Annotated in this window: 21 protein-coding genes and 1 tRNA gene; 8 read left to right on the forward strand and 14 right to left on the reverse strand. The window is 67.8% G+C overall.

Annotated features, from left to right (window positions below; genetic code table 11):
- Entirely contained in the window at window positions 1-747 is a 747-nt protein-coding gene (locus EV140_RS06315; RefSeq protein ID WP_130282179.1) for a DUF3105 domain-containing protein, read from the forward strand.
- Between the two features lie 2 nt (window positions 748-749).
- Entirely contained in the window at window positions 750-1,448 is a 699-nt protein-coding gene (locus EV140_RS06320; RefSeq protein WP_130282181.1) for a DUF305 domain-containing protein, read from the forward strand.
- On the opposite strand, the gene EV140_RS06325 is transcribed toward EV140_RS06320, so the two are convergent.
- From EV140_RS06325 to EV140_RS06340, 4 genes are all read right to left on the reverse strand, one after another.
- Window positions 1,445-3,316: an ABC transporter ATP-binding protein gene (locus EV140_RS06325; protein ID WP_130282183.1), complete on the reverse strand. Its 1,872-nt coding sequence runs from the start codon at window positions 3,314-3,316 to the stop codon at window positions 1,445-1,447. The two genes, EV140_RS06320 and EV140_RS06325, sit on opposite strands and share 4 nt — an antisense overlap.
- A 46-nt stretch (window positions 3,317-3,362) precedes the next feature.
- Window positions 3,363-4,319: a carbohydrate ABC transporter permease gene (locus EV140_RS06330; RefSeq protein ID WP_130282185.1), complete on the reverse strand. Its 957-nt coding sequence runs from the start codon at window positions 4,317-4,319 to the stop codon at window positions 3,363-3,365.
- Window positions 4,316-5,299, reverse strand: a complete 984-nt coding sequence (locus EV140_RS06335) for a carbohydrate ABC transporter permease (RefSeq protein ID WP_130282187.1) — start codon at window positions 5,297-5,299, stop codon at window positions 4,316-4,318. The genes EV140_RS06330 and EV140_RS06335 overlap by 4 nt, the downstream gene beginning before the upstream one ends.
- 104 nt (window positions 5,300-5,403) lie before the next feature.
- On the reverse strand, window positions 5,404-6,780 hold the full coding sequence (locus tag EV140_RS06340; protein WP_130282189.1) for an ABC transporter substrate-binding protein: 1,377 nt from the start codon (window positions 6,778-6,780) through the stop codon (window positions 5,404-5,406).
- Window positions 6,781-7,138: 358 nt separating this feature from the next.
- On the opposite strand from EV140_RS06340, the gene EV140_RS06345 reads away from it, so the two are divergent.
- Window positions 7,139-8,155 (forward strand): LacI family DNA-binding transcriptional regulator, encoded by a 1,017-nt coding sequence (locus tag EV140_RS06345; RefSeq protein WP_130282191.1) that lies wholly within the window; start codon window positions 7,139-7,141, stop codon window positions 8,153-8,155.
- A gap of 71 nt (window positions 8,156-8,226) precedes the next feature.
- Here the strand turns inward: EV140_RS06345 and rplL are convergent, their stop codons facing one another.
- Window positions 8,227-8,619 (reverse strand): 50S ribosomal protein L7/L12, encoded by a 393-nt coding sequence (gene rplL / locus EV140_RS06350; RefSeq protein WP_096423106.1) that lies wholly within the window; start codon window positions 8,617-8,619, stop codon window positions 8,227-8,229.
- Between the two features lie 52 nt (window positions 8,620-8,671).
- A complete protein-coding gene (gene rplJ, locus EV140_RS06355; RefSeq protein ID WP_096423107.1) occupies window positions 8,672-9,187 on the reverse strand; it encodes a 50S ribosomal protein L10 in 516 nt (171 codons plus the stop codon).
- A gap of 348 nt (window positions 9,188-9,535) precedes the next feature.
- Between rplJ and EV140_RS06360 the strand changes: the two genes are divergently transcribed.
- Window positions 9,536-10,972, forward strand: coding sequence for an NADP-dependent isocitrate dehydrogenase (locus EV140_RS06360; RefSeq protein WP_198674366.1), 1,437 nt, complete (start codon window positions 9,536-9,538; stop codon window positions 10,970-10,972).
- A 32-nt stretch (window positions 10,973-11,004) separates the two neighbouring features.
- On the opposite strand, the gene EV140_RS06365 is transcribed toward EV140_RS06360, so the two are convergent.
- The 3 genes from EV140_RS06365 to EV140_RS06375 are packed head-to-tail and all read right to left on the reverse strand — an operon-like array spanning window position 11,005 to window position 14,031.
- Window positions 11,005-11,850, reverse strand: coding sequence for an NAD-dependent epimerase/dehydratase family protein (locus tag EV140_RS06365; RefSeq protein WP_130282195.1), 846 nt, complete (start codon window positions 11,848-11,850; stop codon window positions 11,005-11,007).
- Between the two features lie 10 nt (window positions 11,851-11,860).
- Window positions 11,861-13,288 (reverse strand): sensor histidine kinase, encoded by a 1,428-nt coding sequence (locus EV140_RS06370; protein WP_130282197.1) that lies wholly within the window; start codon window positions 13,286-13,288, stop codon window positions 11,861-11,863.
- Window positions 13,288-14,031: a response regulator transcription factor gene (locus tag EV140_RS06375; protein WP_130282199.1), complete on the reverse strand. Its 744-nt coding sequence runs from the start codon at window positions 14,029-14,031 to the stop codon at window positions 13,288-13,290. Before EV140_RS06375 ends, EV140_RS06370 begins: the two co-directional genes overlap by 1 nt.
- 232 nt (window positions 14,032-14,263) lie before the next feature.
- Between EV140_RS06375 and EV140_RS06380 the strand changes: the two genes are divergently transcribed.
- On the forward strand, window positions 14,264-15,226 hold the full coding sequence (locus EV140_RS06380; RefSeq protein ID WP_338418541.1) for an NADP-dependent oxidoreductase: 963 nt from the start codon (window positions 14,264-14,266) through the stop codon (window positions 15,224-15,226).
- 577 nt (window positions 15,227-15,803) lie between these two features.
- Here EV140_RS06380 and rplA read toward each other — a convergent pair.
- The 5 genes from rplA to EV140_RS06405 form a co-directional block, all read right to left on the reverse strand.
- On the reverse strand, window positions 15,804-16,493 hold the full coding sequence (gene rplA, locus EV140_RS06385; protein WP_130282201.1) for a 50S ribosomal protein L1: 690 nt from the start codon (window positions 16,491-16,493) through the stop codon (window positions 15,804-15,806).
- 80 nt (window positions 16,494-16,573) lie between these two features.
- Window positions 16,574-17,002 (reverse strand): 50S ribosomal protein L11, encoded by a 429-nt coding sequence (gene rplK / locus EV140_RS06390; RefSeq protein ID WP_096423120.1) that lies wholly within the window; start codon window positions 17,000-17,002, stop codon window positions 16,574-16,576.
- 96 nt (window positions 17,003-17,098) lie between these two features.
- On the reverse strand, window positions 17,099-18,034 hold the full coding sequence (nusG, locus tag EV140_RS06395) for a transcription termination/antitermination protein NusG (protein WP_130282203.1): 936 nt from the start codon (window positions 18,032-18,034) through the stop codon (window positions 17,099-17,101).
- Window positions 18,035-18,077: 43 nt separating this feature from the next.
- Window positions 18,078-18,350: a preprotein translocase subunit SecE gene (gene secE / locus EV140_RS06400; protein WP_130282205.1), complete on the reverse strand. Its 273-nt coding sequence runs from the start codon at window positions 18,348-18,350 to the stop codon at window positions 18,078-18,080.
- A 44-nt stretch (window positions 18,351-18,394) separates the two neighbouring features.
- A tRNA-Trp gene (locus EV140_RS06405) sits at window positions 18,395-18,467 on the reverse strand.
- A 151-nt stretch (window positions 18,468-18,618) separates the two neighbouring features.
- Here EV140_RS06405 and EV140_RS06410 point away from each other — a divergent pair.
- Genes EV140_RS06410 through EV140_RS06420 form a run of 3 tightly spaced genes read left to right on the forward strand, consistent with a single transcriptional unit; the run spans window position 18,619 to window position 21,520 of the window.
- Window positions 18,619-19,827, forward strand: coding sequence for a pyridoxal phosphate-dependent aminotransferase (locus EV140_RS06410; protein WP_130282207.1), 1,209 nt, complete (start codon window positions 18,619-18,621; stop codon window positions 19,825-19,827).
- Window positions 19,828-19,832: 5 nt separating this feature from the next.
- Complete coding sequence (locus EV140_RS06415) at window positions 19,833-20,714, forward strand: ABC transporter ATP-binding protein (protein ID WP_130282209.1); 882 nt, start codon at window positions 19,833-19,835, stop codon at window positions 20,712-20,714.
- On the forward strand, window positions 20,711-21,520 hold the full coding sequence (locus EV140_RS06420; RefSeq protein ID WP_130282211.1) for an ABC transporter permease: 810 nt from the start codon (window positions 20,711-20,713) through the stop codon (window positions 21,518-21,520). The genes EV140_RS06415 and EV140_RS06420 overlap by 4 nt, the downstream gene beginning before the upstream one ends.

Here is a 21,520-nt window from a genome sequence, read left to right on the forward strand (position 1 = left end):
GTGCGTGCCATCGCGTGGTGCGCGCAGCACCCCGCCCCGAGCATCCTGTACCCGTTGGAGACGTCCGTGACGAACGACGAGAGCCTCACCGTCAAGCAGCAGCGCGAGAAGCGCCGTGCCGAGAAGGTGGCCGCCCTGAAGGCGAAGCAGAAGAAAGAGAAGCGCGGGCGGCTGATCGCCATCGTGCTCTCGGCCACCGCCGTCGTGGCCGTCCTCGGCATCGTCATCACCGTCGTCGTGTCGAACGCCACGCGGCCCGAGCCGCAGGTTCCGTTAACCGCGGCCGAGCGCGCGGCGATCGAGATCGAGGGGGAAGAGCTGTTCCCCGGCCTCGACCCGACGCACACCACCGACCCGGTGCAGTACGACGTCATGCCGCCCGCCGGCGGACCGCACAACCCATCGTGGCTGAACTGCGGCGTCTACGAGGAGGAGCAGCCCGTCGAGTACGCCGTGCACTCGCTCGAGCACGGCGCCGTGTGGCTCGCCTACGACCCCGACCAGATCTCGGACGAGCAGCTGACCGAACTGCGCCGCCTCGCCCCGGACCGCCACGCGATCGTCTCGCCGATCGCGGGCCTCGAGTCGCCGATCATCGCGAGCGCCTGGGGTGCGCGCGTGCAGGTCGACGAGCCGGGCGACGAGCGCATCGGCCAGTTCATCGACAAGTACTGGCTGTCGCCCGCCGCCCCCGAGCCGGGCGCGCTGTGCTCGAACGCCCTCGACGGCCCCGGACGGGTCAGCTAGCCATGAGTGAGGCGGGCGCGTCAGGCGAGACGACCGCGAACGGCGGTCAGTCGGCACGGCTGCGGCTGCTGCTGGGCGGCGCCGTGCTGGTGCTGGTCGCGCTCGTGGCGGGCGTGCTGCTCGGCCGCGTGACGGCGCCGACCGCGGGCGGGCCGATCCCGTCGAACACGAGCGCCGAAGCCGGCTTCTCGCGCGACATGCAGACGCACCACACGCAGGCCGTCGAGATGGCGCTGCTCGTGCGCGACCGTTCCGACAGCGACGACATTCGCCTCCTCGCGCTCGACATGGCGACCGCGCAGATGCAGCAGATCGGCCAGATGGCCGCGTGGCTGCAGCTGTGGGGGCTGCCGGCCGCGTCGCCCGAGCCGAGCATGACGTGGATGACCCGCCCCGCCTTCGACGGCGGAAGCCACGAGTCGCACGACGGCACGGCCGAGCACTCGCACGTGCCCGGCGAGCCGATGCCGGGGCTCGCGACCCCCGAGCAGATGCAGCAGCTGCGCGACGCCGACGGCGTCGAAGCCGAGCGCCTCTTCCTTGAGCTGATGATCGCCCACCATCAGGGGGGCGTCGAGATGGCGGCCGCCGTGATCGAGCGCAGCGAGCATCCCGTCGTTCTCGACCTCGCGGGCGGAATGGTGCGCGTGCAGCAGAGCGAACTCGACTACATGACCGAGCTGCTCGAGGCCCGCCGCTAATCCTCGGTGAGCGGCGCCTGGTCGGTGCGCTGCTGCTCGACGAGGGTGGCGTAGAGCCCGCCGAGCGCCAACAGTTCGGCGTGCGTGCCGCTCTCGACGATGCGCCCCGCGTCGAGCACGTGAATCACGTCTGCCCCCACCACGGTCGGCAGCCGGTGCGCGATCGCGACGGTCGTGCGGCCGCGCGCGGCGGCATCCAGCGCCCGCTGCACGATGCGCTCCGACGTCGAGTCGAGCGCGCTCGTCGCCTCGTCGAGCACCAGCACCGGCGGGTCCTTCAACAGCACGCGCGCGATGGCGATGCGCTGCTTCTCGCCGCCCGACAGCCGGTAGCCGCGCTCGCCGACGACGGTGTCGTACCCCTCGGGGAACGAGTGAATCGTGTCGTGGATGTTCGCCGCACGGCAGGCCGCCTCCAGCTCCGCCTCGCTCGCCTCCGGCTTCGCGTAGCGCAGGTTCTCGGCGATGGAGGCGTGGAACAGGTAGGTCTCCTGGCTCACGATGCCGACCTCCGCAATCAGGGATGCGCGGCGCAGCTCCCGCACGTCGACCCCGGCGAACAGCACCCTCCCTTCGCTCGCCTCGTACAGCCGCGGGATCAGGTACGAGATGGTGGTCTTGCCCGCCCCCGACGGGCCGACGAACGCCACGAACTGCCCGGGCTCGACGGCGAACGACACAGTGTCGAGTGTGGGCGGCCCGTCGCCGGCCTCGGCGTCGGGGTAGCGGAAGGTGACCGACTCGAACCGGATGCTGCCGACGGAATCGCGCGGAGCATCCACCGCGCGGTCCGTCTCCGTGATCGACGGAACCAGGTCGAGGTACTCGAAAATGCGGGCGAACAGCGCGGCGGAGGTTTGCAGGTCGAGCGCGACCCGCATGAGGCCGAGCAGCGGGAACGTGAGGCGGGCCTGCACCGTCGTGAAGGCGACGAGCGTGCCCGCGGTGACGGCGATATCCGCCTCGATGAGGAACGCCGCCGCGAGGTACACGACCGCGGGGATCACGCTCAGAAAGACGTTGACGAGCGCGAAGAACCACTGCCCCGACATCTGCAGCTGCACCTGCAGACGGCGCTGCACGGCGTTCTCGTCGCGGTAGCGGTCGACCTCGGCCTGCTGCCGGTCGAAGCTCTTGGCGAGCAGGATGCCCGAGACGCTCAGGGCTTCCTGCGTGATCGCGGTCATGTCGCTCAGCGACTCCTGCGTCCTCCCCGCGATCTTGGCGCGCACGATGCCGACCCGGCGCTGGGCGGCGACGAGTGCGGGCAGCAGCACGACCGCGACGAGGGTGAGCTGCCACGACAGCAGCAGCATGGCGACGAACGCCGCGATCACGGTAACGGTGTTGCCGATGACGCTCGAGACCGTGTTCGACAACACGCTCGCGACACCGCCGACGTCATTCTGCAGGCGCGACTGGATGACGCCCGTCTTCGTGCGGGTGAAGAACGCCAACTCCATTTGCTGCAAGTGCGCGAACAGCTTCACGCGCAGCTCGGCCATGACGCTGTTGCCGACGGTCGCCGTCAGATACGTCTGGCCGATTCCGAGACCGGCGCTGAGCATCCACAACAGCACCATGAGGCCGACCAGCTGCACGAGCAGGGGGATGTTCGGCGCGCCCTCCGGAGGGAACAGCCCCTCGTCGAAGGCGCGCTGGGTGAGCAGCGGCGGCAGCACGCTGAGCCCCGCGCTGACGAGCACGAGCGCGATCGTGACGGCGAGCGTCACCCGGTGCGGGCGAAACAGCTCGGCGATCCGCCCGAGCAGGTTCGGGATGCGCGGGGCGGCCGCGTTCTCGGCCCGCTGCGCGTCGACGTCGCCGCTCGACACACGGAAACCCCGGCGGCCACCACCCATGCTCATGCGCTGAGCCTAAGTGGGGCCACCGGGGTTTCTGCTGAGGTTCGGACTAGCCCTTCGTCGAGCCCGCCAGCAGGCCGCGCACGAAGTAGCGCTGCAGGCTGAAGAACACGATCAACGGCACCACCAGCGAGATGAATGCCGCGGCGGGCAGGCGCTCCTGGTTGCGGCCGAAGTTACCGACCAGCTCGGCCAGGCGTTGCGTCAGTGGCGCGACGTCGACCGTGCCGCCCGAGAACACGAGCGCCACCAGCAGATCGTTCCAGACCCAGAGGAACTGGAAGATGCCGATCGACGCGAGCGCCGGAAGCGACAGCGGGATGATGATGCGGAAGAAGATCTGCGTGTGGTTCGCACCGTCCACGCGCGCCGCCTCGATCACCTCGCCGGGGATCTCAGAGATGAAGTTGTGCAGCAGGAAAATACACAACGGCAGACCGAAGATCGTGTGCGCGATCCACACCGCCGGGAAGGTGCCTGAGATGCCGAGCACCTGCGAGAAGATCTGCAGCAGGGGCACGAGCGCCATCTGCAGGGGAACGATCTGCAACGCGAAGACGAGCACGAACATCGCGCCGGCGCCCTTGAACTTGATCCACGCGAACGCGTACGCGGCCATCGTCGCGATCGCGATCGGGAAGATCGCGGCCGGGATGGCGATCACGAGCGAGTTGACGAAGTACTGCCCGAGGTTGGCGCTGGATGCGCCGGATGCGAACAGCACGTCGGCGTAGTTGTCGAACGTGAACGACGGGTTCACGAACCAGGTCCACCAGCCGGTCGTGCGGATCTCGGTCGGGGTACGAATCGACGAGACCAGGAGGCCGAACGTCGGGATCGTCCAGATCACCGCGATGACGATCGCCGCCGCCGTCGCCCAGGGGCTCGTCAGCTTCTCTTTCGACTTGCGGAACTGGCGAGCGACCGCACCCTCGGCGGTGTAGTCGTTGCGCTGACCAAGCGGGCGGTCGAGCTTCGCCTCAGCCTTCTCCACTGCCTCGGTCATCGGATCTCCTTCTGCTTGCGCATGACGCGAACGTTGTAGATGACGATCGGGAGGACCATCACGAACAGGATCAACGCGAGCGCCGAACCCTGACCGATCTCACCGCGGTTGAACGCCTGCGTGTACATCTCGTTGGCGACGACCGAGGTGCCGAACTGGCCACCGGTCATCGCCCGGACGATGTCGAACACCTTCAGGGTGGCGATCGAAATCGTCGTGATGACGACCACGAGGGTGCCGCGGATACCCGGGAGCGTCACGTTGAGGAACTGCTGCCACGCGTTGGCGCCGTCGAGACGGGCGGCTTCGGTGATCTCGACCGGAACGCCCTTGATCGCGGCCGAGAGCAGCACCATCGCGAAACCGGTCTGGATCCAGACCATCACGACGATCAGGAAGAACGTGTTCCACGGCGAGTTCTGCAAGAACTGCTGCGGTTCGCCGCCGAACCAGACGATGAGCTGGTTCAGGATGCCGATCTGTTCACCGAAGCCTTGCTCGCGGTACTCGTACACGAAGCGCCAGATGATGCCGGCACCGACGAACGAGATCGCCATCGGCATGAACACGAGCGACTTCAGGATCTTTTCGCCGTGCGACTTGTCGATGAAGATCGCGTAGGCGAGGCCGAAAATGGTCGACAGGGTGGGAACGAGGGCCACCCAGATGAGGGTGTTGACGAGCACCGTGATGATCTCGGGCTGCGTGAACATCCACTCGTAGTTCGTGAGGCCCACCCACTCACGACCGGAGCGGTTCGTGAACGAGAGGTAGATCGTGCGGATCGCGGGGTAGATGAGACCGATCGCGAGCAGGATCATCGCCGGCGACACGAAGGCGAGAAGCTGCCAGAAGTCTCGGCCCTTTTTCGGGGCCCGGTCGGCGAGGAAGAGGACGATTCCGACGACTGCGGCGAAGGCCACAAGGCCGACGACCATGACGCCGAATTTGTCGAATAAGTCAGCCCAGAAAGCAGTCATGCCGGGTAAACCTCCATTGGTTTGAGGCCACGCTACCTGACGACTCGGCCCACCGAGAAGTGTTTCCCGGTGGGCCGAGTTCAGGTGGTGATCAGCGGGTCAGATCAGCGGGGGAAAGTCCCGTCGATGAAGGTGACAAGCTGGTCGGTGGTGAGCTCTCCGAGCACCCAGTCCGTCATGCCGGTCCAGAACGAGCTGGTGCCGACGGCGGCGGGCATGAGGTCAGAGCCGTCGAAGCGGAACACCGTGTTCGGGTCCTGCAGGATCTCGATCGACTGCACCGCGAGCGGCGAGCTGGCGAGCTGCGGGTCAAGACCCTGGTTTGCCGAGATCACACCGCCGAGGGCAATGCGGTTGTTCGCCCAGGTGTCGCTCGACAGGTAGGCCTGCACGGCCGCCGTGGCGTCGTCGCTGTTGAAGGCGGCCACGAACTCGCCACCACCGGTGACGGCGAAGCCGTCCTCGGCGTTGATCGGCGGGGTCAGGAAGGCCCAGACGTCACCATCCGGCGCGACGGTCACGTCGTCACCCCACTGGGCCTCGTAGAACGATGCCTGGCGGTGCAGCGAGCAGTTGCCGTCGAGGATCTGGAGACCAGCGTCCTGGAAGGTGGTCGAGACGATCGAGCTCACGCCACCGAAACCGCCGTTGACGAATTCAGGGTTGAGCATGATGTCGCCCACGAGGTTGATCGAGTCGACGATCTCGGGGTCGGCGAACAGGGTGTCACCGGCGACCCACGCGTCGTAGGTCTCGGGGCCGGCGAGACGCAGCACGGCGTCCTCGACCCAGTCGGTGCCAACCCAGCCGGTCGCGTCACCCGAGCCGAAGCCGACACACCAGGGGCGGTATGCGCCCTCGTTGCGCTCGGTCATCTGCTCGGTCAGGGCGACCATCTCGTCCCACGTGGTGGGAACTTCGTAGCCGTTCTCAGCGAAGTCGCTCGGCGAGTACCAGACGTAGCCCTTGACGCTCGCCATGAGGGGGGCGGCGTAGAAGGTGCCGTCGACGGTGCCGTAGCCCTTCCACGACTCGCTCCAGAACTCGTCGACGTTCGCCTCGACGGCCTCGGGGGCCGGCACGACGTAGCCGTCTTCGATCAGGCGCTGCAGAAGGCCCGGCTGCGGGATGATCATCAGGTCGGGCGCGTCGCCGGCGGCCGCACGCACGTTGATCTGCGTCTCGGCCTCCTGCGTTCCGACGTAGTTGATCGTGATGCCGGTGCAGTCTTCGAAGTCGGACCAGCTCGTCACGAGGTTGTCGGCCTCGACGTCGATGATGGTCGCGTAGATCTCGACCGTCTGGCCCGAGAACTCGCCGTACTGCTCGTACTCGGCACAGTTGGCGTCGCCGCCACCGGTGCCGCCGTTGCCGCCGGGCGCCGGGGTCTCGGAGTCGGCGGCACAGCCGGCAAGAACCAGGCTGAAAGCGCCGATCGCCGCTGCCGGCAGAAGGAGCCGGCGTCGGAGGGTGGAACTCATGTGTTTCCTCCTCATTGAGGGTCGGACGTCGGCGTCGAGTGCGCCGCACGTGGGTTGGTGCAGGTGACGGGCCCAGGCCCCCTCTTCGCCGTTTCACGTCGTCGTAGGGAACCGGTTCCAGGTGGAACGTTACGTCAGCAACCACGGCCGCGCAACCGCCTATTCGCGCGCCGTTATCGATCCGTTGTGGAACGCTCATCGAGCATCCAGACGGATGCACAGGGCTGAGCCCCCGACACGCACCGGAATTTCTGGCACCGGTTCCAGACCGCCCAGATTTTGGCTACACTCCGGATGCATACGTGACGCGGCGAGGCGAGCCGCGCGCAACCGGCGTCCAATGGAGGACCGACGAGGCATGAGCATCCTGGCCGACGTGGCCCGCATCGCGGGGGTGTCGAAGTCGACGGCGTCTCGCGCGCTCAGCGGGCGCGGCTACGTCTCGACCGAGACCCGTCGGCGGGTCGAAACGGCCGCGGCCGAGCTTGGTTACGTCGTCTCCTCCACCGCGGCGAGCCTCGTCACGGGGCGTACGCGCAACGTCGGTGTGGTCATCCCGTACATCAACCGCTGGTACTTCGCTGAGGTGCTCGAGGGCATCGAGAAGGCGCTCATTCGCTCGGGCTACGACCTGACCCTGTACCGCCTCAGCATGGACACCGAGCTGCGCCGGCGCGTGTTCGACTACTTCCTGGTGCGCAAGCGCGTCGACGCCGTCATCGCCGTGGCCATCGCCCTCAGCTCGCACGAGGTGCAGATGCTGCAGGCGCTGGGTAAGCCGCTCGCCGGGATCGGCGGCCGCATCGCCGGCATCCCGTCGCTCTCGATCGACGACGTCGAGACCGCGCGCCTTGCAACCGAACACCTCATCAGCCTCGGTCACACCCGCATCATGCACGTGGGCGGCGATCAGAGCGAGCAGATGGACTTCCGGGTGCACAGCAGCCGGTACGACGGCTTCACGCGCGCCGTCGCCGACGCGGGGCTGACCCTCGATGACGACTTCCGCGAGGCCGAGTTCTCGGTGCCGGGCGGCTACCAGGTGGGGCTGTCGCTGCTCGGCGACCCCCGCCAGCGCCCCACAGCGATCTTCGCCGGCTGCGACGAGATCGCCATCGGCATCATGATTGCGGCGCGCCAACTCGGCATCTCCGTTCCGCAGGACCTCTCGATCATCGGCATCGACAACCACCCCATGGCCGAGATGTTCGGGCTGACGACCCTCGCCCAGCAGCCCGGTTCGCAGGGTGACCGCGCCGTCGAGTTCCTCATCCACCAGATCGAGAACCTCGACGCCCCGACCCCCGACGAGCACGTCGTGCTGCCGACGCGGCTGATCGTGCGCCAGTCGACGGCGGCGCGCCGCGAGCCTTAACGCACGACGCCCCGCGCCGACCGAAGTCGATGCGGGGCGTCGTGGCGAATCCCCCGATGCGGGGGAGGTGACTACTTGAGCGTGACGGTGGCGCCAGCCTCTTCGAGCTGAGCCTTGGCCTTCTCGGCGGTCTCCTTGTTGGCGCCCTCGAGGACGGTGCTGGGCGCACCGTCGACAACGGCCTTGGCCTCGCCGAGGCCGAGGCTCGTGAGCGCGCGGACCTCCTTGATGACCTGGATCTTCTTGTCGCCAGCGGCCTCGAGAACGACGTCGAACGAGTCCTTCTCCTCGACCTCCTCGGCGGCGCCACCGGCACCACCGGCGGCCGGAGCAGCGGCAACGGCGACGGGGGCAGCAGCGGTGACCTCGAAGACCTCTTCGAACTTCTTCACGAACTCGCTGAGCTCGATGAGCGACAGCTCCTTGAACGCCTCGATGAGCTCGTCAGTGGTGAGCTTGGCCATGATTTCTCCTTGTTATGCGGGGTGTGTGTGGATCGTGGGTCGAGCGGCGTTCTTAGCCGGCCGATTCCTGCTTCTGCCGCAGGGCGTCGACCGCGCGAGCGGCCTGCGCGAGCGGCGCATTGAACATGTATGCCGCACCGAACAGCGAGGCCTTGGCGGCACCGGCGAACTTCGCCAGCAGCACCTCTCGGGTCTCGAGCTCGGCCAGCTTGGTGACCTCGGCGGCGGTGAGCGGGTTACCGTCGAAGTAACCGCCCTTCACCACCAGGGCCGGGTTGGCCTTGGCGAAGTCGCGCAGAGCCTTGGCGACCGTCACGGGGTCCCCGTGAACGAACGCGATCGCGGTGGGTCCGGCGAGCATGTCATCGAGCGAGTCGATGCCAGCCTCGTTGGCCGCGATCTTGGTCAGCGTGTTCTTCACCACGGCGTAGGACGCGTTCTCACGGAGGGTGTTACGCAGCGTCTTCAGCTGCGCCACCGTGAGGCCGCGGTACTCGGTGAGCAGGACGGCGGACGAGCCGGAGATGATCTCCTTCAGCTCGGCGACCGTTGCTTCCTTGTTCGCCATGGTGCTCCTTGTGTCGTGGGTGTGTGCCCGCCGACCGCACCGCAGAAATGGCGAAGGCTCCGGCGCAAGCGCTCGGAGCCTCATGGATGCACGCGCGGCTTTCGCTCGCGTGCGAAGTTCTCGAATCACCTGCGCGGGCCGTCACACGCGCTCCGGGGAGCGTCTGCGAGCTTTCAATCGCTGTGTCCGCACGCGGACACGCCGATGACCAGCGGTCTTGGGCTCGATCAGCCTACGGGATGCACCCCCCGGCGACCAAATTCTCGTCACCGCCCCCTATTGAGGATTTGCGATACATGCAATATGATTCTGCTGTTGTCGTCGTTCATCCCCCGTAAAGGAGAATTCATGGCCTCGCAGGTCACCCTGATCCCCGGCGATGGTGTCGGACCCGAATGCGTCGCCGCGGCACGTCGAATCATCGACGCCAGCGGCGCCCCCATCGAGTGGGACGAGCAGGAAGCGGGAGAAACCGTCTTCCGGCGCGGCATCGCCAGCGGCGTGCCCCAGGAGACGATCGACTCGATCACCCGCACCCGCACCGTCTTGAAGGGCCCGCTGGGCACGCCCGTGGGCTTCGGCGAGAAGTCGGCGAACGTGACCCTGCGCAAGCTGTTCGAGACCTACGCCAATATTCGCCCCGTGCGCGAGTTGCCCGGGGTGACGACCCGGTACTCCGGCTCAGGCATCGATCTCGTCGTCGTGCGCGAGAACGTTGAAGACCTGTACGCGGGCATCGAGCACATGCAGACGCCGGGCGTCGCCCAGTGTCTGAAGCTGATCTCGCGCAAGGGCTCCGAGAAGATCGTGCGTACCGCGTTCGAGTACGCGCGCAGCGAGGGTCGCCACTCGGTCGCCTGCGCGACCAAGTCGAACATCATGAAGCTCACCGAGGGTGAGCTCAAGCGCACCTTCGAGCGCATCGCCCCCGAGTATCCCGACATCGAGGCGCGTCACATCATCATCGACAACGCCGCTCACCAGCTGGTGAAGCGTCCCGAGCAGTTCGATGTCATCGTCACGACCAACATGAACGGCGACATCCTGAGCGACCTCACCTCCGCCCTCGTCGGCGGGCTCGGCTTCGCGCCGTCGGCCAACCTTGGCTCCGGCGTCGCGATCTTTGAGGCCGTGCACGGATCGGCGCCGAAGTACGCCGGTCAGAACGTGATCAACCCGACCGCGGTGATTCTGTCCTCCGTCATGATGCTGAAGCACCTGGGGCACGTGGACGAGGCCGAGACCATCGAGAACGCCCTGTTCGCAACGGTCGGCGCCGGCACTCTGACCGGCGACGTCGTCGGCTACGACTCGGGGGTCTCGACGACCGACTTCGCCTCGGCGATCATCGACAACTTCGGCCGATCGGCCGAGGGCTACCCCGTTCGCCGTGGTCGGCCGCTCGCGCTGCCAAGCCCGGTCGAGAACCCCGTCACGGTCACCCCGACGTCGCGCCGCGTCGTGGGCGTCGACGTCTTCATCGAGTCGGGCATGCTCCCCCACGAGCTCGGCCCCGAGCTGGAGGCCGCCACGAGCGACGCTGCCGTGTACCTGAAGATGATCTCCAACCGCGGCACCAAGGTGTACCCCGACGGCAACACCAACATCGACATGGTCGATCACTACCGCTGCCGGTTCATGCAGCGCGGTGACGGCGACCTCGATCGAGCGGCCATTCGCGACCTGCTTGCGCGGGTCGAATCACGCGTCACGTGGATGCACGTCGAACTGCTTCAAGAATTCGACGGCGAGCCGTCGTTCACAAAGGCGCAGGGCGAAGACTGAGCCGACTCGACGTCACGCGTGCCCGCTGGGGGCTACACATAGTCGCGCCAGGAATGTTGCGGCGCGTAGCCGAGCACGTCGCGGGCACGCGTGATGTCGAGCAACGTCACGCGGCCGACGATGTCGCGTGAGCGCGGCACGGTCGGGAATTCGGCGTCGAGGAGTTCGACCGACGGGCGCTCCATCACGGTGTCGGCCGCCGCGATGATGAAGGTGTCATAGCCCGGTGCCGCGTTCTCGAGCGCGCGCAGCACGGCTTGCCCGCCATCTCGGCGGTCGATGTAGCCGAACAGGTTCCAGCGTCTGACGCTCGTGTCGTGCTGCCATGACGGGAACTCGGCGTAATCCTCTTCCGCCATGACGTTGCTGAAGCGCAGGCCGGTGATGCGCAGCGCAGGGTCCCACCGCACGAGCTTGCGGGCGAGTTCCTCCTCGAGGTGCTTGCCGACCGCGTACATGAACTCCGGGCGCGTCGGCGCGGCCTCATCGAGCAGCACGTACGGCGGGTCGATCGCCATCGGGATGCCCAGCAGGGTCTCGCTGGAGGCGTGAACGATGCGCGAGATGCCGGCGCGGCGCGCGGCCTGAAACACGTTGATCGTCATCGTGAGGTTCTGCGTGATGAGCGCGGTGTCCGGCACGATGCCGGGGGCCGGCACGGCGGCGAGGTGCACGACGGCGTCGACGCCGGAGTGACGCTCCTCGACACCCGCGATCGCGTCGGCAACCTGGCCGTAGTCGGTGAGGTCAATCTGCACGCTGTCGGGGCCGCGCTCGCCGCGCGCGTCGAACTCGATGACGCGGTGGCCGGCCTCGCGGAGCGCCGCGACAACGCCGACTCCGAGCTTGCCGCGAGAACCGGTGACGATGATCTGCATGCGCTCGAGCCTAGGCGTCCGGCGCGAGAGGCAGCCGTACGCGGAACACGGTCTGGCCCGGCTCCGAGACGGCATCGACGACGCCGTCGTGAGCGCGCACGATAGCGGCCGTAATGGCGAGGCCCAGCCCCGTGGATCCGGTGGCACGAGAGCGCGAGGTATCGGCGCGCGCGAAGCGTTCGAACAGCACCGGCTGTACCTCGTCGGGAATGCCAGGGCCCGTGTCGGTGACGGTGACGATCGCCCGGCCTTCGAGCGTGCCGAGTGCTGCCGTCACCTCTGTTCCCGGCGGAGTGTGGACGCGGGCATTGGCGAGCAAGTTCGCGACAGCCTGGTGCAGGCGCGGTTGGTCACCGAGCACCGTCACCGGCTCCTCCGGCACGCGCACGATCCAGGCGTGATCGGGCGAGGTGGCGCGCGCATCCGCGACGGCGTCGACGAGCAGCCGGCTCAGGTCGACGCGATCGCGCGCCAGCTGCCGCCCCTCGTCGAGCCGGGCAAGCAGCAGCAGGTCGTCGACGAGCCCCGACATGCGCACCGACTCGCTTTCGATGCGACTGAGCGCGTGCCGGACGTCATCGGGCAGCTCGTGCCCGCCGCGTCGCGTCAATTCGCTGTAGCCGCGAATGGCCGCCAGCGGCGTGCGCAACTCGTGGCTCGCATCCGCGACGAACCGACGCACCTTCTGCTCGCTCGCCTCGCGGGCGTCCAGCGAGCGCTGAACGTGCACAAGCATCCGGGCGAACGCGCCGCCCAGTTGACCGACCTCTGTTTCGGGATCGGTATCGATCTGGGCGATGCGGTCGCGCAGATCGACGGCACCCCGGTCGAGAGGTTGGCGCGAAATCTGCGTCGCCGTCTCGCGGATTCGCGTGAGAGGACCGAGCCCGAGGCGCACCACCTCGCGACCCAGCACCGCGGCAACGGTGAGGGTTCCGACCAGGATGATCGTGATCACGGCCCCGAGACGGCTGGTCGTCACGACCACCTCGCGCGTCGAGAGGCCCACAAGCAGGGTCGACCCGCTCGGCAGCTCGGTCGCCAGCACGCGGAACTCGCCGCTGATGCCCGGAAAGCGCACCGTGCGGGGGCGGTCGAGCGTCGTGTCGGCGAGAACCCGCAGCTGCAGCGGTGACAGCTCTTGCACGCGCGCGGCCTCGTCGAGATAGGCGGCGCTGACTCGCCCGCCCGGCGAGACGAACGCGATGAGGCTGCCGACCGGCAACCCGGGCGTGAAGCCGAGCCGGGGGTCGGCCGGGCGAGTGCCGACGACGAACTGCACGCGACTGGAGACTTCGCGCAATTCGTCATCCAGCTGGGCGACGAGGGCCGAGCGCACCGCGACGGTGCTGATGAGGCCGATGCCGAGGGTGGCGAGCGCCAGCAGCGCGAGGATCCCCGCAATGAGGCGGCGCTGCAGCGACCACCGGCCCAGCATTACGAGACCGGCTTGATCAGGTAGCCGACCCCGCGCACCGTATGGATCATGGGCGGGCCCAGGGTGTCGATCTTTTTGCGCAAGTACGAGATGTAGATCTCGACGATGCTCGAGCGGCCGCCGAAGTCGTAGCTCCAGACCCGGTCGAGAATCTGCGCCTTCGACAGCACGCGGCGAGGGTTTCGCATGAGGTAGCGCAGGAGCTCGAACTCGGTCGCGGTGAGCTCGATCTCGGTGTCGCCGCGGCGGACCTCGTAGCTCTCCTCGTTCAAGACCAGGTCGCCGACGCGAATCTCGGGGTCGGCCTTCTCGCTCACGACGCTCGCGCTGCGGCGGATGAGCCCGCGCAGGCGGGCCACCAGCTCTTCGAGGCTGAACGGCTTCGTGACGTAGTCGTCGCCGCCGGCGGTGAGGCCGGCAACCCTATCGTCGACCGCGTCCTTCGCCGTGAGGAACAGCACGGGCACGTCGCGGCCGTCGGTGCGCATCCGCTTCATCACCTCGATGCCGTCGATGTCGGGCAGCATGATGTCGAGAACGACGATGTCGGGGGCGAAGGTGCGCCCCTCGGCGACCGCGTCCTCCCCCGTCAACGCGGTGCGAACATCCCAGCCCTCGTAGCGCAGCGCCATCGACACGAGGTCGGCGAGCGAGGGTTCGTCGTCGACGACGAGCGCGCGCACGGGCGAGCCGTCAGGGCGGGTCAGGCGCGGGGGTTCGGGGAGGGTATTGGTCTCGGTCATGGACTCAATTCTGCGGAGCCGGCTATGCGTAAACTGTGGCAATCCTATGAGCCGGCTACGCGCATCCTTTACGGGATGCTGGCCCGCGATCACGACGCACGTCACGTCTGCGCCCGCCCCCCCCCCCCCCCCCCTGTTCACCCCCGGGCCGCGTCGTCGTGACACGCGCGAAACACGTACACGACACAATGGGAAGGCAACGACGCGGCGACCAGGAACGGCAGGTACGGGGATGACCACGATGCGCGCGGTGGCGATGACCGAGATCGGCGGGCCGGAGGTGCTGCAGTCGATCGATGCGCCGATGCCGGTGCGCGCCAACGCCGAGGTGCTCGTCAAGGTGCTCGCCGCCGGGGTCAACCCGATCGACGCGAAGACACGGTCCGGGCGCGGAGTGTCGCGAGCGATCCGGCAGTACCCGACGATCCTCGGCTACGACCTGTGCGGCGAGGTCGTCGAATCGCCCTATCAGGCGCATCCCCTCCAGCCGGGGCGGCGCGTGTACGGCATGACCATGGTGCCCCGACTCGACGGAACGTACGCCGAGTACGCCGTCGTGCCCGAGGCGTTCCTCACCCCGGCGCCGACCACGCTGAGCCCCGTCGAGGCAGCCGCCGTGCCGCTCGCCGCGCTCACCGCGTGGGGCATGGTCGTCGACGTCGCGCGCGCGCACGACGGCCAGCGGATGCTCATCCACGCGGGCGCCGGAGGCGTCGGTCACTTCGCGGTGCAGCTCGCCGCCTACTTCGGCGCGCGTGTCACCGCCACCGCGTCGCAACGCAACGTCGGCTGGCTGCACGAACTTGGGGCCTCACGGGTCATCGACTACACCGCCGAGCGGTTCGAGGATGCGATCGACGAGGTCGACGTCGTCATCGACCTCATCGGCAACGTGCACGACGACACCGGGTCGCGGTCGCTGCGCGTCCTGCGGCCGGGCGGGCTGCTGGTCAACGCGCCCACCGGCAGCTGGAGCACCATGGACGAGGAGGCTTCCGCCGCCGGTGTGCGCGCTACGGGGTACCGCGTCGCCCCCTCGGGGTCGACGCTCGCCGTCATCGCGCGGCTCATCGACTCGGGCGACCTGCGCGTGCACGTCGACCGCACCTTCCCGCTCGCCGAGGCGGCCGACGCCCACCGACTGCTCGAGGGCGGCCACGTGCGCGGAAAGCTCGTCCTCACCGTCGCCGAGTAGCCGCGGTCGCCCGGCCCTGCCACTGGTTTGCGCCGGGACACTGCGCGCCGCCCACCGCGCGGTCCCACTGTTCGTTGTTGCACGGGCGCTGCGCGCCGCACAGACCGTCACCCCTCCGTTACTCGCGCGGCGGATTCCGCGTCACGCGCTCGCGTCCGCCAGGTGAGCAGGATGCGCGGACGCACCGAGACGCGACGGTTTCCGACGGCGTGTCACCGCATCCTGCTCACGTCGCGGACATCGCCGACCCGCCACGACCGTAAAACCGGGGCGCACCACCGAGCAACCCCGTGCGCCGGGCGCGCCACCGAACAGCCCGCGCGCCAAGCACGCCATCGAACAGCCACCACGCGCTAGGCACGCGGCCGAGTTCGCAGTTGTGGCTCTGCGCTTGCGGGTTTGGGAGCCACAACTGCACACTCGCGCACCAGATCGCCCTGCCTGTCGTCGACGCCCCAAAACGCGTCGCCGACGCCCCAAAACGCCCCGCCTGCACCGAGAAACACCCGGAAACGACGAAGGCCCCGCCGGGGCGGGGCCTTCGCGAGTCACGCAGCGCGGTCACCCGCGCGCGGGACTAGAAAATGTTGACGTCGAGCGGGATGCCCGGTCCGAAGGTGGTCGAAACAGACCCCTTCTGGATGTAGCGACCCTTCGAGCTCGACGGCTTGAGGCGAACGACCTCGTCGAGCGCCGCCGTGATGTTCTCGGTGAGCTGCTCGGCGGTGAAGCCGGTCTTGCCCACGACGAAGTGCACGTTCGAGTGCTTGTCGACGCGGAACTCGATCTTTCCGCCCTTGATGTCGGTCACGGCCTTCGCGACGTCGGGGGTCACGGTGCCGGTCTTGGGGTTCGGCATGAGGCCACGGGGGCCGAGAACCTTACCGAGGCGTCCGACCTGGCCCATGAGCTCGGGCGTCGAGACGGCCGAGTCGAAGGCGGTGTAGCCACCGGCGACCTTCTCGATGAGCTCGGTGCCGCCGACCTCGTCAGCGCCGGCCGCGATCGCCGCTTCGGCCGCGGGGCCGGTGGCGAACACGATGACGCGAGCGGTCTTGCCGGTGCCGTGGGGCAGGTTGACGGTGCCGCGCACCATCTGGTCGGCCTTGCGGGGGTCGACGCCGAGCTTCAGCGCAACCTCGACGGTCGAATCCATCTTCTTTGAGCCGGTTTCGCGGGCAACCGCGACGGCCTCGGCCGGGGTGTAGTACTTGCCGGGCTCGATCTTCTCGGCCGCGGCCCGGTAGGCCTTGGACTTCTGTGCCATGTTGTGTCTCCTGTAGGTGAAGAACGCGGTTGACGAGCCTGGCTGGCTCTCCCGCTGAGTGAAGGTGTGTGAGGCGTCGATTACTCGACGGTGATGCCCATGCTGCGGGCGGTGCCGGCGATGATCTTCTCGGCCGCGTCGATGTCGTTCGCGTTGAGGTCAGCCTGCTTCTGCTCGGCGATCGCGCGAACCTGGTCGCGGGTGATCTTGGCCACCTTCACGGTGTGGGGGGTCGACGAGCCCTTGTTCACGCCCGCCGCCTTCTTGATGAGCTCCGCCGCCGGCGGGGTCTTCAGGATGAACGTGAACGAGCGGTCCTCGTACACGGTGATCTCAACCGGAATGACGTTGCCGCGCTGCGACTCGGTCGCCGCGTTGTACGCCTTGCAGAACTCCATGATGTTGACGCCGTGCTGACCGAGCGCCGGACCAATCGGCGGGGCAGGGTTGGCGGCGCCGGCCTGGATCTGCAGCTTGATGAGACCCGAAACCTTCTTCTTCGGTGCCATGTTTCTTTCCTTACTGTCGTGCTGCATCCCCCGACTGAATCGATGGATGCTGCGCTCCCGCATACGCGCCCATTGCGCGCCGCGGTGGTCGGGGTACTAGAGCTTGGTGACCTGGTCGAACGAGAGCTCGACCGGGGTTTCGCGCTCGAAGAGCGAGACGAGCACGGTGAGCTTGCCGCTCTCGGGCTTGATCTCGTTGATCGTGCCGGGGAGCCCGGCGAACGAGCCCTCCTTGATCGTGATGGTCTCGCCGATCTCGAAGTCGACCTCGGCGGGGATGACGCGGGCGGCCTGACCGCCGGTCTTCTGCGTGCCGGGCTTGGCCGGGGCCTCCGCGACCTGCACGGTCGACTTCAGCATGTTGAACGCCTCGTCGAAGCGCAGCGGGGTCGGGTTGTGGGCGTTGCCGACGAACCCGGTGACACCCGGCGTGTGGCGAACGACCGACCAGCTGTCTTCGTTCAGGTCCATGCGCACGAGCACGTAGCTGGGGATGCGCACGCGGTTGACGAGCTTGCGCTGGCCGTTCTTGATCTCGACGACGTCCTCCATGGGGACCTGCACCTCGTAGATGCTCTCCTCCATGTTCATCGAGATGCGGCGCGACTCGATGTTCGACTTCACGCGCTTTTCGAACCCGGCGTACGAGTGCACGACGTACCACTTGCCGGGCTTCATGCGCAGCTCGAGCTTGAAGTCTTCGTAGGGGTCGATCTCGACCTCAGCCGCGTCCTCTTCGGACTCGTCGTGCGTTGCTTCGTAGGCGGCGTCGGCCTCCTGGGCCGAGTCGATGTCGAGGGCGTCGTCGACGACGGCGTCGGCCTCGGGGTCGGCGGCGTTCTCGAGAGCATCGAGCAGGCCATCGAGGTCGGGCTCGGCCGACTCGTCGACGATGTGCATCGCGTTGTGCTCGGCCGGGTCAGCCGAGTGAATCTGCGAGTTGAGGACGTTGCCCTCTTGGGCCTCGTCTTCCTCGCTCGACTGCTCGGCTGCGGTCGCGAGGTCGATGTCGCGCGGCAGTTTGTCGCTCACAAGTTCTCTTTCCGTTGGCGGGTGGGTGGTGGCCGGGGCGGTGCTAGACCGCGCCGCCGAACACAAAGCCCACGAGGGTACCGAAGACAAGGTCGAGGCCCGAAACGATCGCCATCATGATGATGACAAACACGAGCACGACGAGCGTGAACGTGATCAGCTCGCGGCGGGTCGGGGTGACGACCTTGCTCAGTTCGTTGAAGACCTGGCGGATGAACAGCGCCAGACGGCCGAAGGGTCCGCGCTTTTCGGCGCGCTCCTTCTTGGCATTGGCGACGATGTCCTCATTGGGTTCGTCGACGGCGTTCCTGGCCACGTGTTAGTTCACCCTTCCTCGGTGTGCACGACATTCGTGCTTTGCAGGGCGGACAGGACTCGAACCTGCAACCTGCGGTTTTGGAGACCGCTGCTCTACCAATTGAGCCACCGCCCTTTGCGGGGGTTGAACCTGAACCTGGTCTGCATGCGACTCGACCGGGGATTCGGTCGACGGCACGACAAAGCTTGGCAGAGTTCAACTACCGTGCCCCAGTGTAGGCGACCGATCGGGGCGCGTCCAACCGGCCGCTCACTAGACTTCCGTCATGGCTCCGACCCACTCCCGAATCGCCCGTCGTATCGCCGCCATCCGCGAATCGGCCACTCTCAAGGTCGATGCGAAGGCCAAGGCGCTGAAGGCCGCCGGCCGCCCCGTCATCAGTTACGCGGCGGGGGAGCCCGACTTCGCCACCCCCGAGCACATCGTCGAGGCCGCCGCCGCCGCGACGCACGACGTCAAGAACCACCGCTACACGCCGGCCGCGGGCCTCCCCGATTTGCGCGAGGCGATCGCCGAGAAGACGCTGCGCGACTCCGGCCTCGAGGTCAGCCCCGGCCAGGTGATCGTCACGAACGGCGGAAAGCAGGCCGTGTACCAGGCCTTCCAGACCATCGTCGACAACGGCGACGAGGTGCTGCTGCCCGCGCCGTACTGGACCACCTACCCCGAGGTCGTGCGGCTGGCCGGCGGAGTACCCGTCGAGGTGTTCGCGGGTGCCGACCAGAACTACCTCGTGACGGTCGAGCAGCTCGAGGCCGCGCGCACCGAGCGCACCAAGGTGCTGCTGTTCGTCAGCCCCTCGAACCCGACCGGTTCGGTCTACAGCCCCGAGCAGACCCGCGCCATCGGCGAGTGGGCGCTCGAACACGGCATCTGGGTGATCACCGACGAGATCTACCAGGCGCTCACTTACGACGGCGAGAAGGCGGTGTCGATCGTCGAGGCGGTCCCCGCGCTCGCCGACACGTGCATCCTCGTCAACGGGGTCGCGAAAACGTACGCGATGACCGGATGGCGGGTGGGCTGGATGGTCGGGCCGCAGGATGCGATCGCGGCCGCCGCAAACCTGCAGTCGCACCTGTCGTCGAACGTCGCGAACGTGTCGCAGCGCGCGGCGATTGCGGCCCTGACCGGCCCACAGGATGCGGTGGCGACCATGCGCGAGGCATTCGACCGGCGACGGAAGGTGGCGGTTGCGGAGCTGAACCGCATCCCGGGAATGGTCACACCGACGCCGACGGGTGCGTTCTACGTGTACCCCGATGTGACGGAGCTACTACACCGCGAGTGGAAGGGCGTCACACCGACGACCTCGCTCGAGCTCGCCGACCTGATTCTCGAGAAGGCGGAGGTCGCGGCGGTTCCCGGCGAGGCGTTCGGCCCGAGCGGCTACCTGCGCTTCAGCTACGCGCTCGGCGACGACGAGCTGCGTGAGGGCATCCAGCGCCTGCAGCGCCTGTTCGGCGCAGAGTAGGCATCGTGTCCGCGCACGAGAACGTCGTCGAGGTGCGCGACCTGCGCAAAACCTACGGTGACGTCGCCGCCGTCGACGGCATCAGCTTCGAAATCCACCGCGGCGAGACCTTCGCCCTGCTCGGCCCGAACGGCGCCGGCAAGTCAACCACGATCGAGATTCTCGAGGGCTACCGGGAGCGCACCTCCGGCGAGGTGCGCGTGCTCGGCACCGACCCGTGGCGGGCGAGCCTCGACTGGAAGGCGCGGCTCGGCATCGTCTTGCAGTCGAGCGGCGAGACGGGCGCCGTCACGGTGCGCGAGCAGCTCAGCCACTTCGCCGCCCTGTACCCAAACCCCCGCGATGTCGACGAGGTGATCGCGGCCGTCGGGCTCGAGCACAAGGCGAACTCGCTCATTCGCAAGCTGTCGGGCGGCCAGCGCCGCCGCGTCGACGTGGCGGTTGGCATCATCGGCCGCCCCGAACTGCTGTTCTTGGACGAGCCGACCACCGGCTTCGACCCCGAAGCGCGCCGCAGCTTCTGGCAGCTCGTGCGCACGCTGCAGTCGGAGGGCACGACCATCGTGCTCACCACCCACTACCTCGACGAAGCGGCCCAGCTCGGCGACCGGGCCGGCGTGATCGCCGGGGGAAGAATGGTGGACATCGCACCGATCGATTCCCTCGGCGGGGCAGATGCGCGCATCCCCATTGTGCGGTGGGTCGAGGGTGGCGAGGCGCGCGAGGAGCGCACGGCGACGCCGGGCGCGTTCGTCGCGTCGCTCATCGCCCGGCTGGGACCGGAGCCGGAGAACCTCGAAGTGTTCCGCCCGAGTCTGGAGGACGTCTACCTCGACCTCGTCGGCCACGAGCACGCCGCCGACCTGGGCCAGGAGGTGGCGTCGTGACGCGGGCGCTGCGGCTCGGCGCGCTGCGCGTCGGCTACGAGGTGCGGGCGTACTTCCGCCAGGGCGACACGGTGTTCTTCACGTTCCTGTTCCCCGTCGTGCTGCTGACGATCTTCTCGGTCTCGTTCAGCGAGGCGAACTTCGGCCAGACCGCCGACGGCGACGAGATCACGGCCGCCTGGTTCTTCCTGCCGGCGATGCTCGCCGCGGGCGTGCTGCTGAGCGGCCTGCAGAACCTCGCGATCGACATCGCGGTCGAAAAATCGAACGGCACGCTCAAGCGACTGGCCGGCTCGCCGCTGCCCGTGACGAGCTACTTCATCGGCAAGATCGGGCAGGCGCTCGCCACGGGCATCCTTCAGGCGTTCGTGCTGCTCATCCTCGCGTTCACCGTCTTCCGGGTGCCGCTGCCGGAGGATCCGGCGCTGTGGGGGCAGTTCGCCTGGATCTTCCTGCTCGGCGTGACCACCTCGGCGATCCTCGGCATCGCGCTGTCGAGCGTGCCGCGCAGCGGCGCCTCGGCGACGGCGGTCGTGATCCCAATCGTGCTCGTGCTGCAGTTCATCTCGGGCATCTTCCTGCGCTTCAGCGACCTGCCCGAGTGGCTGCAGCAGGTCGCCGCGATCTTCCCCGTCAAGTGGATGGCGCAGGGCATGCGCAGCGTCTTCCTGCCCGACGAATTGGTCGTGCTCGAACCGAACGAGACGTGGAACCTGCCCGGCATCGCGCTCGCGCTCGGCATCTGGTTCGTCGTCGGGCTCGTGCTGACCGTGCTCACGTTCCGCTGGGTGCGGAAGAACCAGTAG

Source organism: Microcella alkaliphila (genome assembly GCF_004216855.1).
GTDB classification, from domain to species: Bacteria; Actinomycetota; Actinomycetes; order Actinomycetales; family Microbacteriaceae; genus Microcella; species Microcella alkaliphila.

Excerpts from the sequence above, each read along its gene's own strand:
- rplL (WP_096423106.1), bottom strand. The coding sequence starts at position 8,619 with ATGGCCAAGCTCACCACTGACGAGCTCATCGAGGCGTTCAAGGAGCTG.
- EV140_RS06335 (WP_130282187.1), bottom strand. The coding sequence starts at position 5,299 with ATGACTGCTTTCTGGGCTGACTTATTCGACAAATTCGGCGTCATGGTC.
- EV140_RS06320 (WP_130282181.1), top strand. The coding sequence starts at position 750 with ATGAGTGAGGCGGGCGCGTCAGGCGAGACGACCGCGAACGGCGGTCAG.
- EV140_RS06340 (WP_130282189.1), bottom strand. The coding sequence starts at position 6,780 with ATGAGTTCCACCCTCCGACGCCGGCTCCTTCTGCCGGCAGCGGCGATC.
- EV140_RS06345 (WP_130282191.1), top strand. The coding sequence starts at position 7,139 with ATGAGCATCCTGGCCGACGTGGCCCGCATCGCGGGGGTGTCGAAGTCG.
- EV140_RS06360 (WP_198674366.1), top strand. The coding sequence starts at position 9,536 with ATGGCCTCGCAGGTCACCCTGATCCCCGGCGATGGTGTCGGACCCGAA.
- EV140_RS06330 (WP_130282185.1), bottom strand. The coding sequence starts at position 4,319 with ATGACCGAGGCAGTGGAGAAGGCTGAGGCGAAGCTCGACCGCCCGCTT.
- rplK (WP_096423120.1), bottom strand. The coding sequence starts at position 17,002 with ATGGCACCGAAGAAGAAGGTTTCGGGTCTCATCAAGCTGCAGATCCAG.
- EV140_RS06375 (WP_130282199.1), bottom strand. The coding sequence starts at position 14,031 with ATGACCGAGACCAATACCCTCCCCGAACCCCCGCGCCTGACCCGCCCT.
- rplA (WP_130282201.1), bottom strand. The coding sequence starts at position 16,493 with ATGGCACAGAAGTCCAAGGCCTACCGGGCCGCGGCCGAGAAGATCGAG.
- EV140_RS06380 (WP_338418541.1), top strand. The coding sequence starts at position 14,264 with ATGACCACGATGCGCGCGGTGGCGATGACCGAGATCGGCGGGCCGGAG.
- EV140_RS06370 (WP_130282197.1), bottom strand. The coding sequence starts at position 13,288 with ATGCTGGGCCGGTGGTCGCTGCAGCGCCGCCTCATTGCGGGGATCCTC.
- EV140_RS06325 (WP_130282183.1), bottom strand. The coding sequence starts at position 3,316 with ATGAGCATGGGTGGTGGCCGCCGGGGTTTCCGTGTGTCGAGCGGCGAC.
- rplJ (WP_096423107.1), bottom strand. The coding sequence starts at position 9,187 with ATGGCGAACAAGGAAGCAACGGTCGCCGAGCTGAAGGAGATCATCTCC.
- EV140_RS06410 (WP_130282207.1), top strand. The coding sequence starts at position 18,619 with ATGGCTCCGACCCACTCCCGAATCGCCCGTCGTATCGCCGCCATCCGC.
- EV140_RS06365 (WP_130282195.1), bottom strand. The coding sequence starts at position 11,850 with ATGCAGATCATCGTCACCGGTTCTCGCGGCAAGCTCGGAGTCGGCGTT.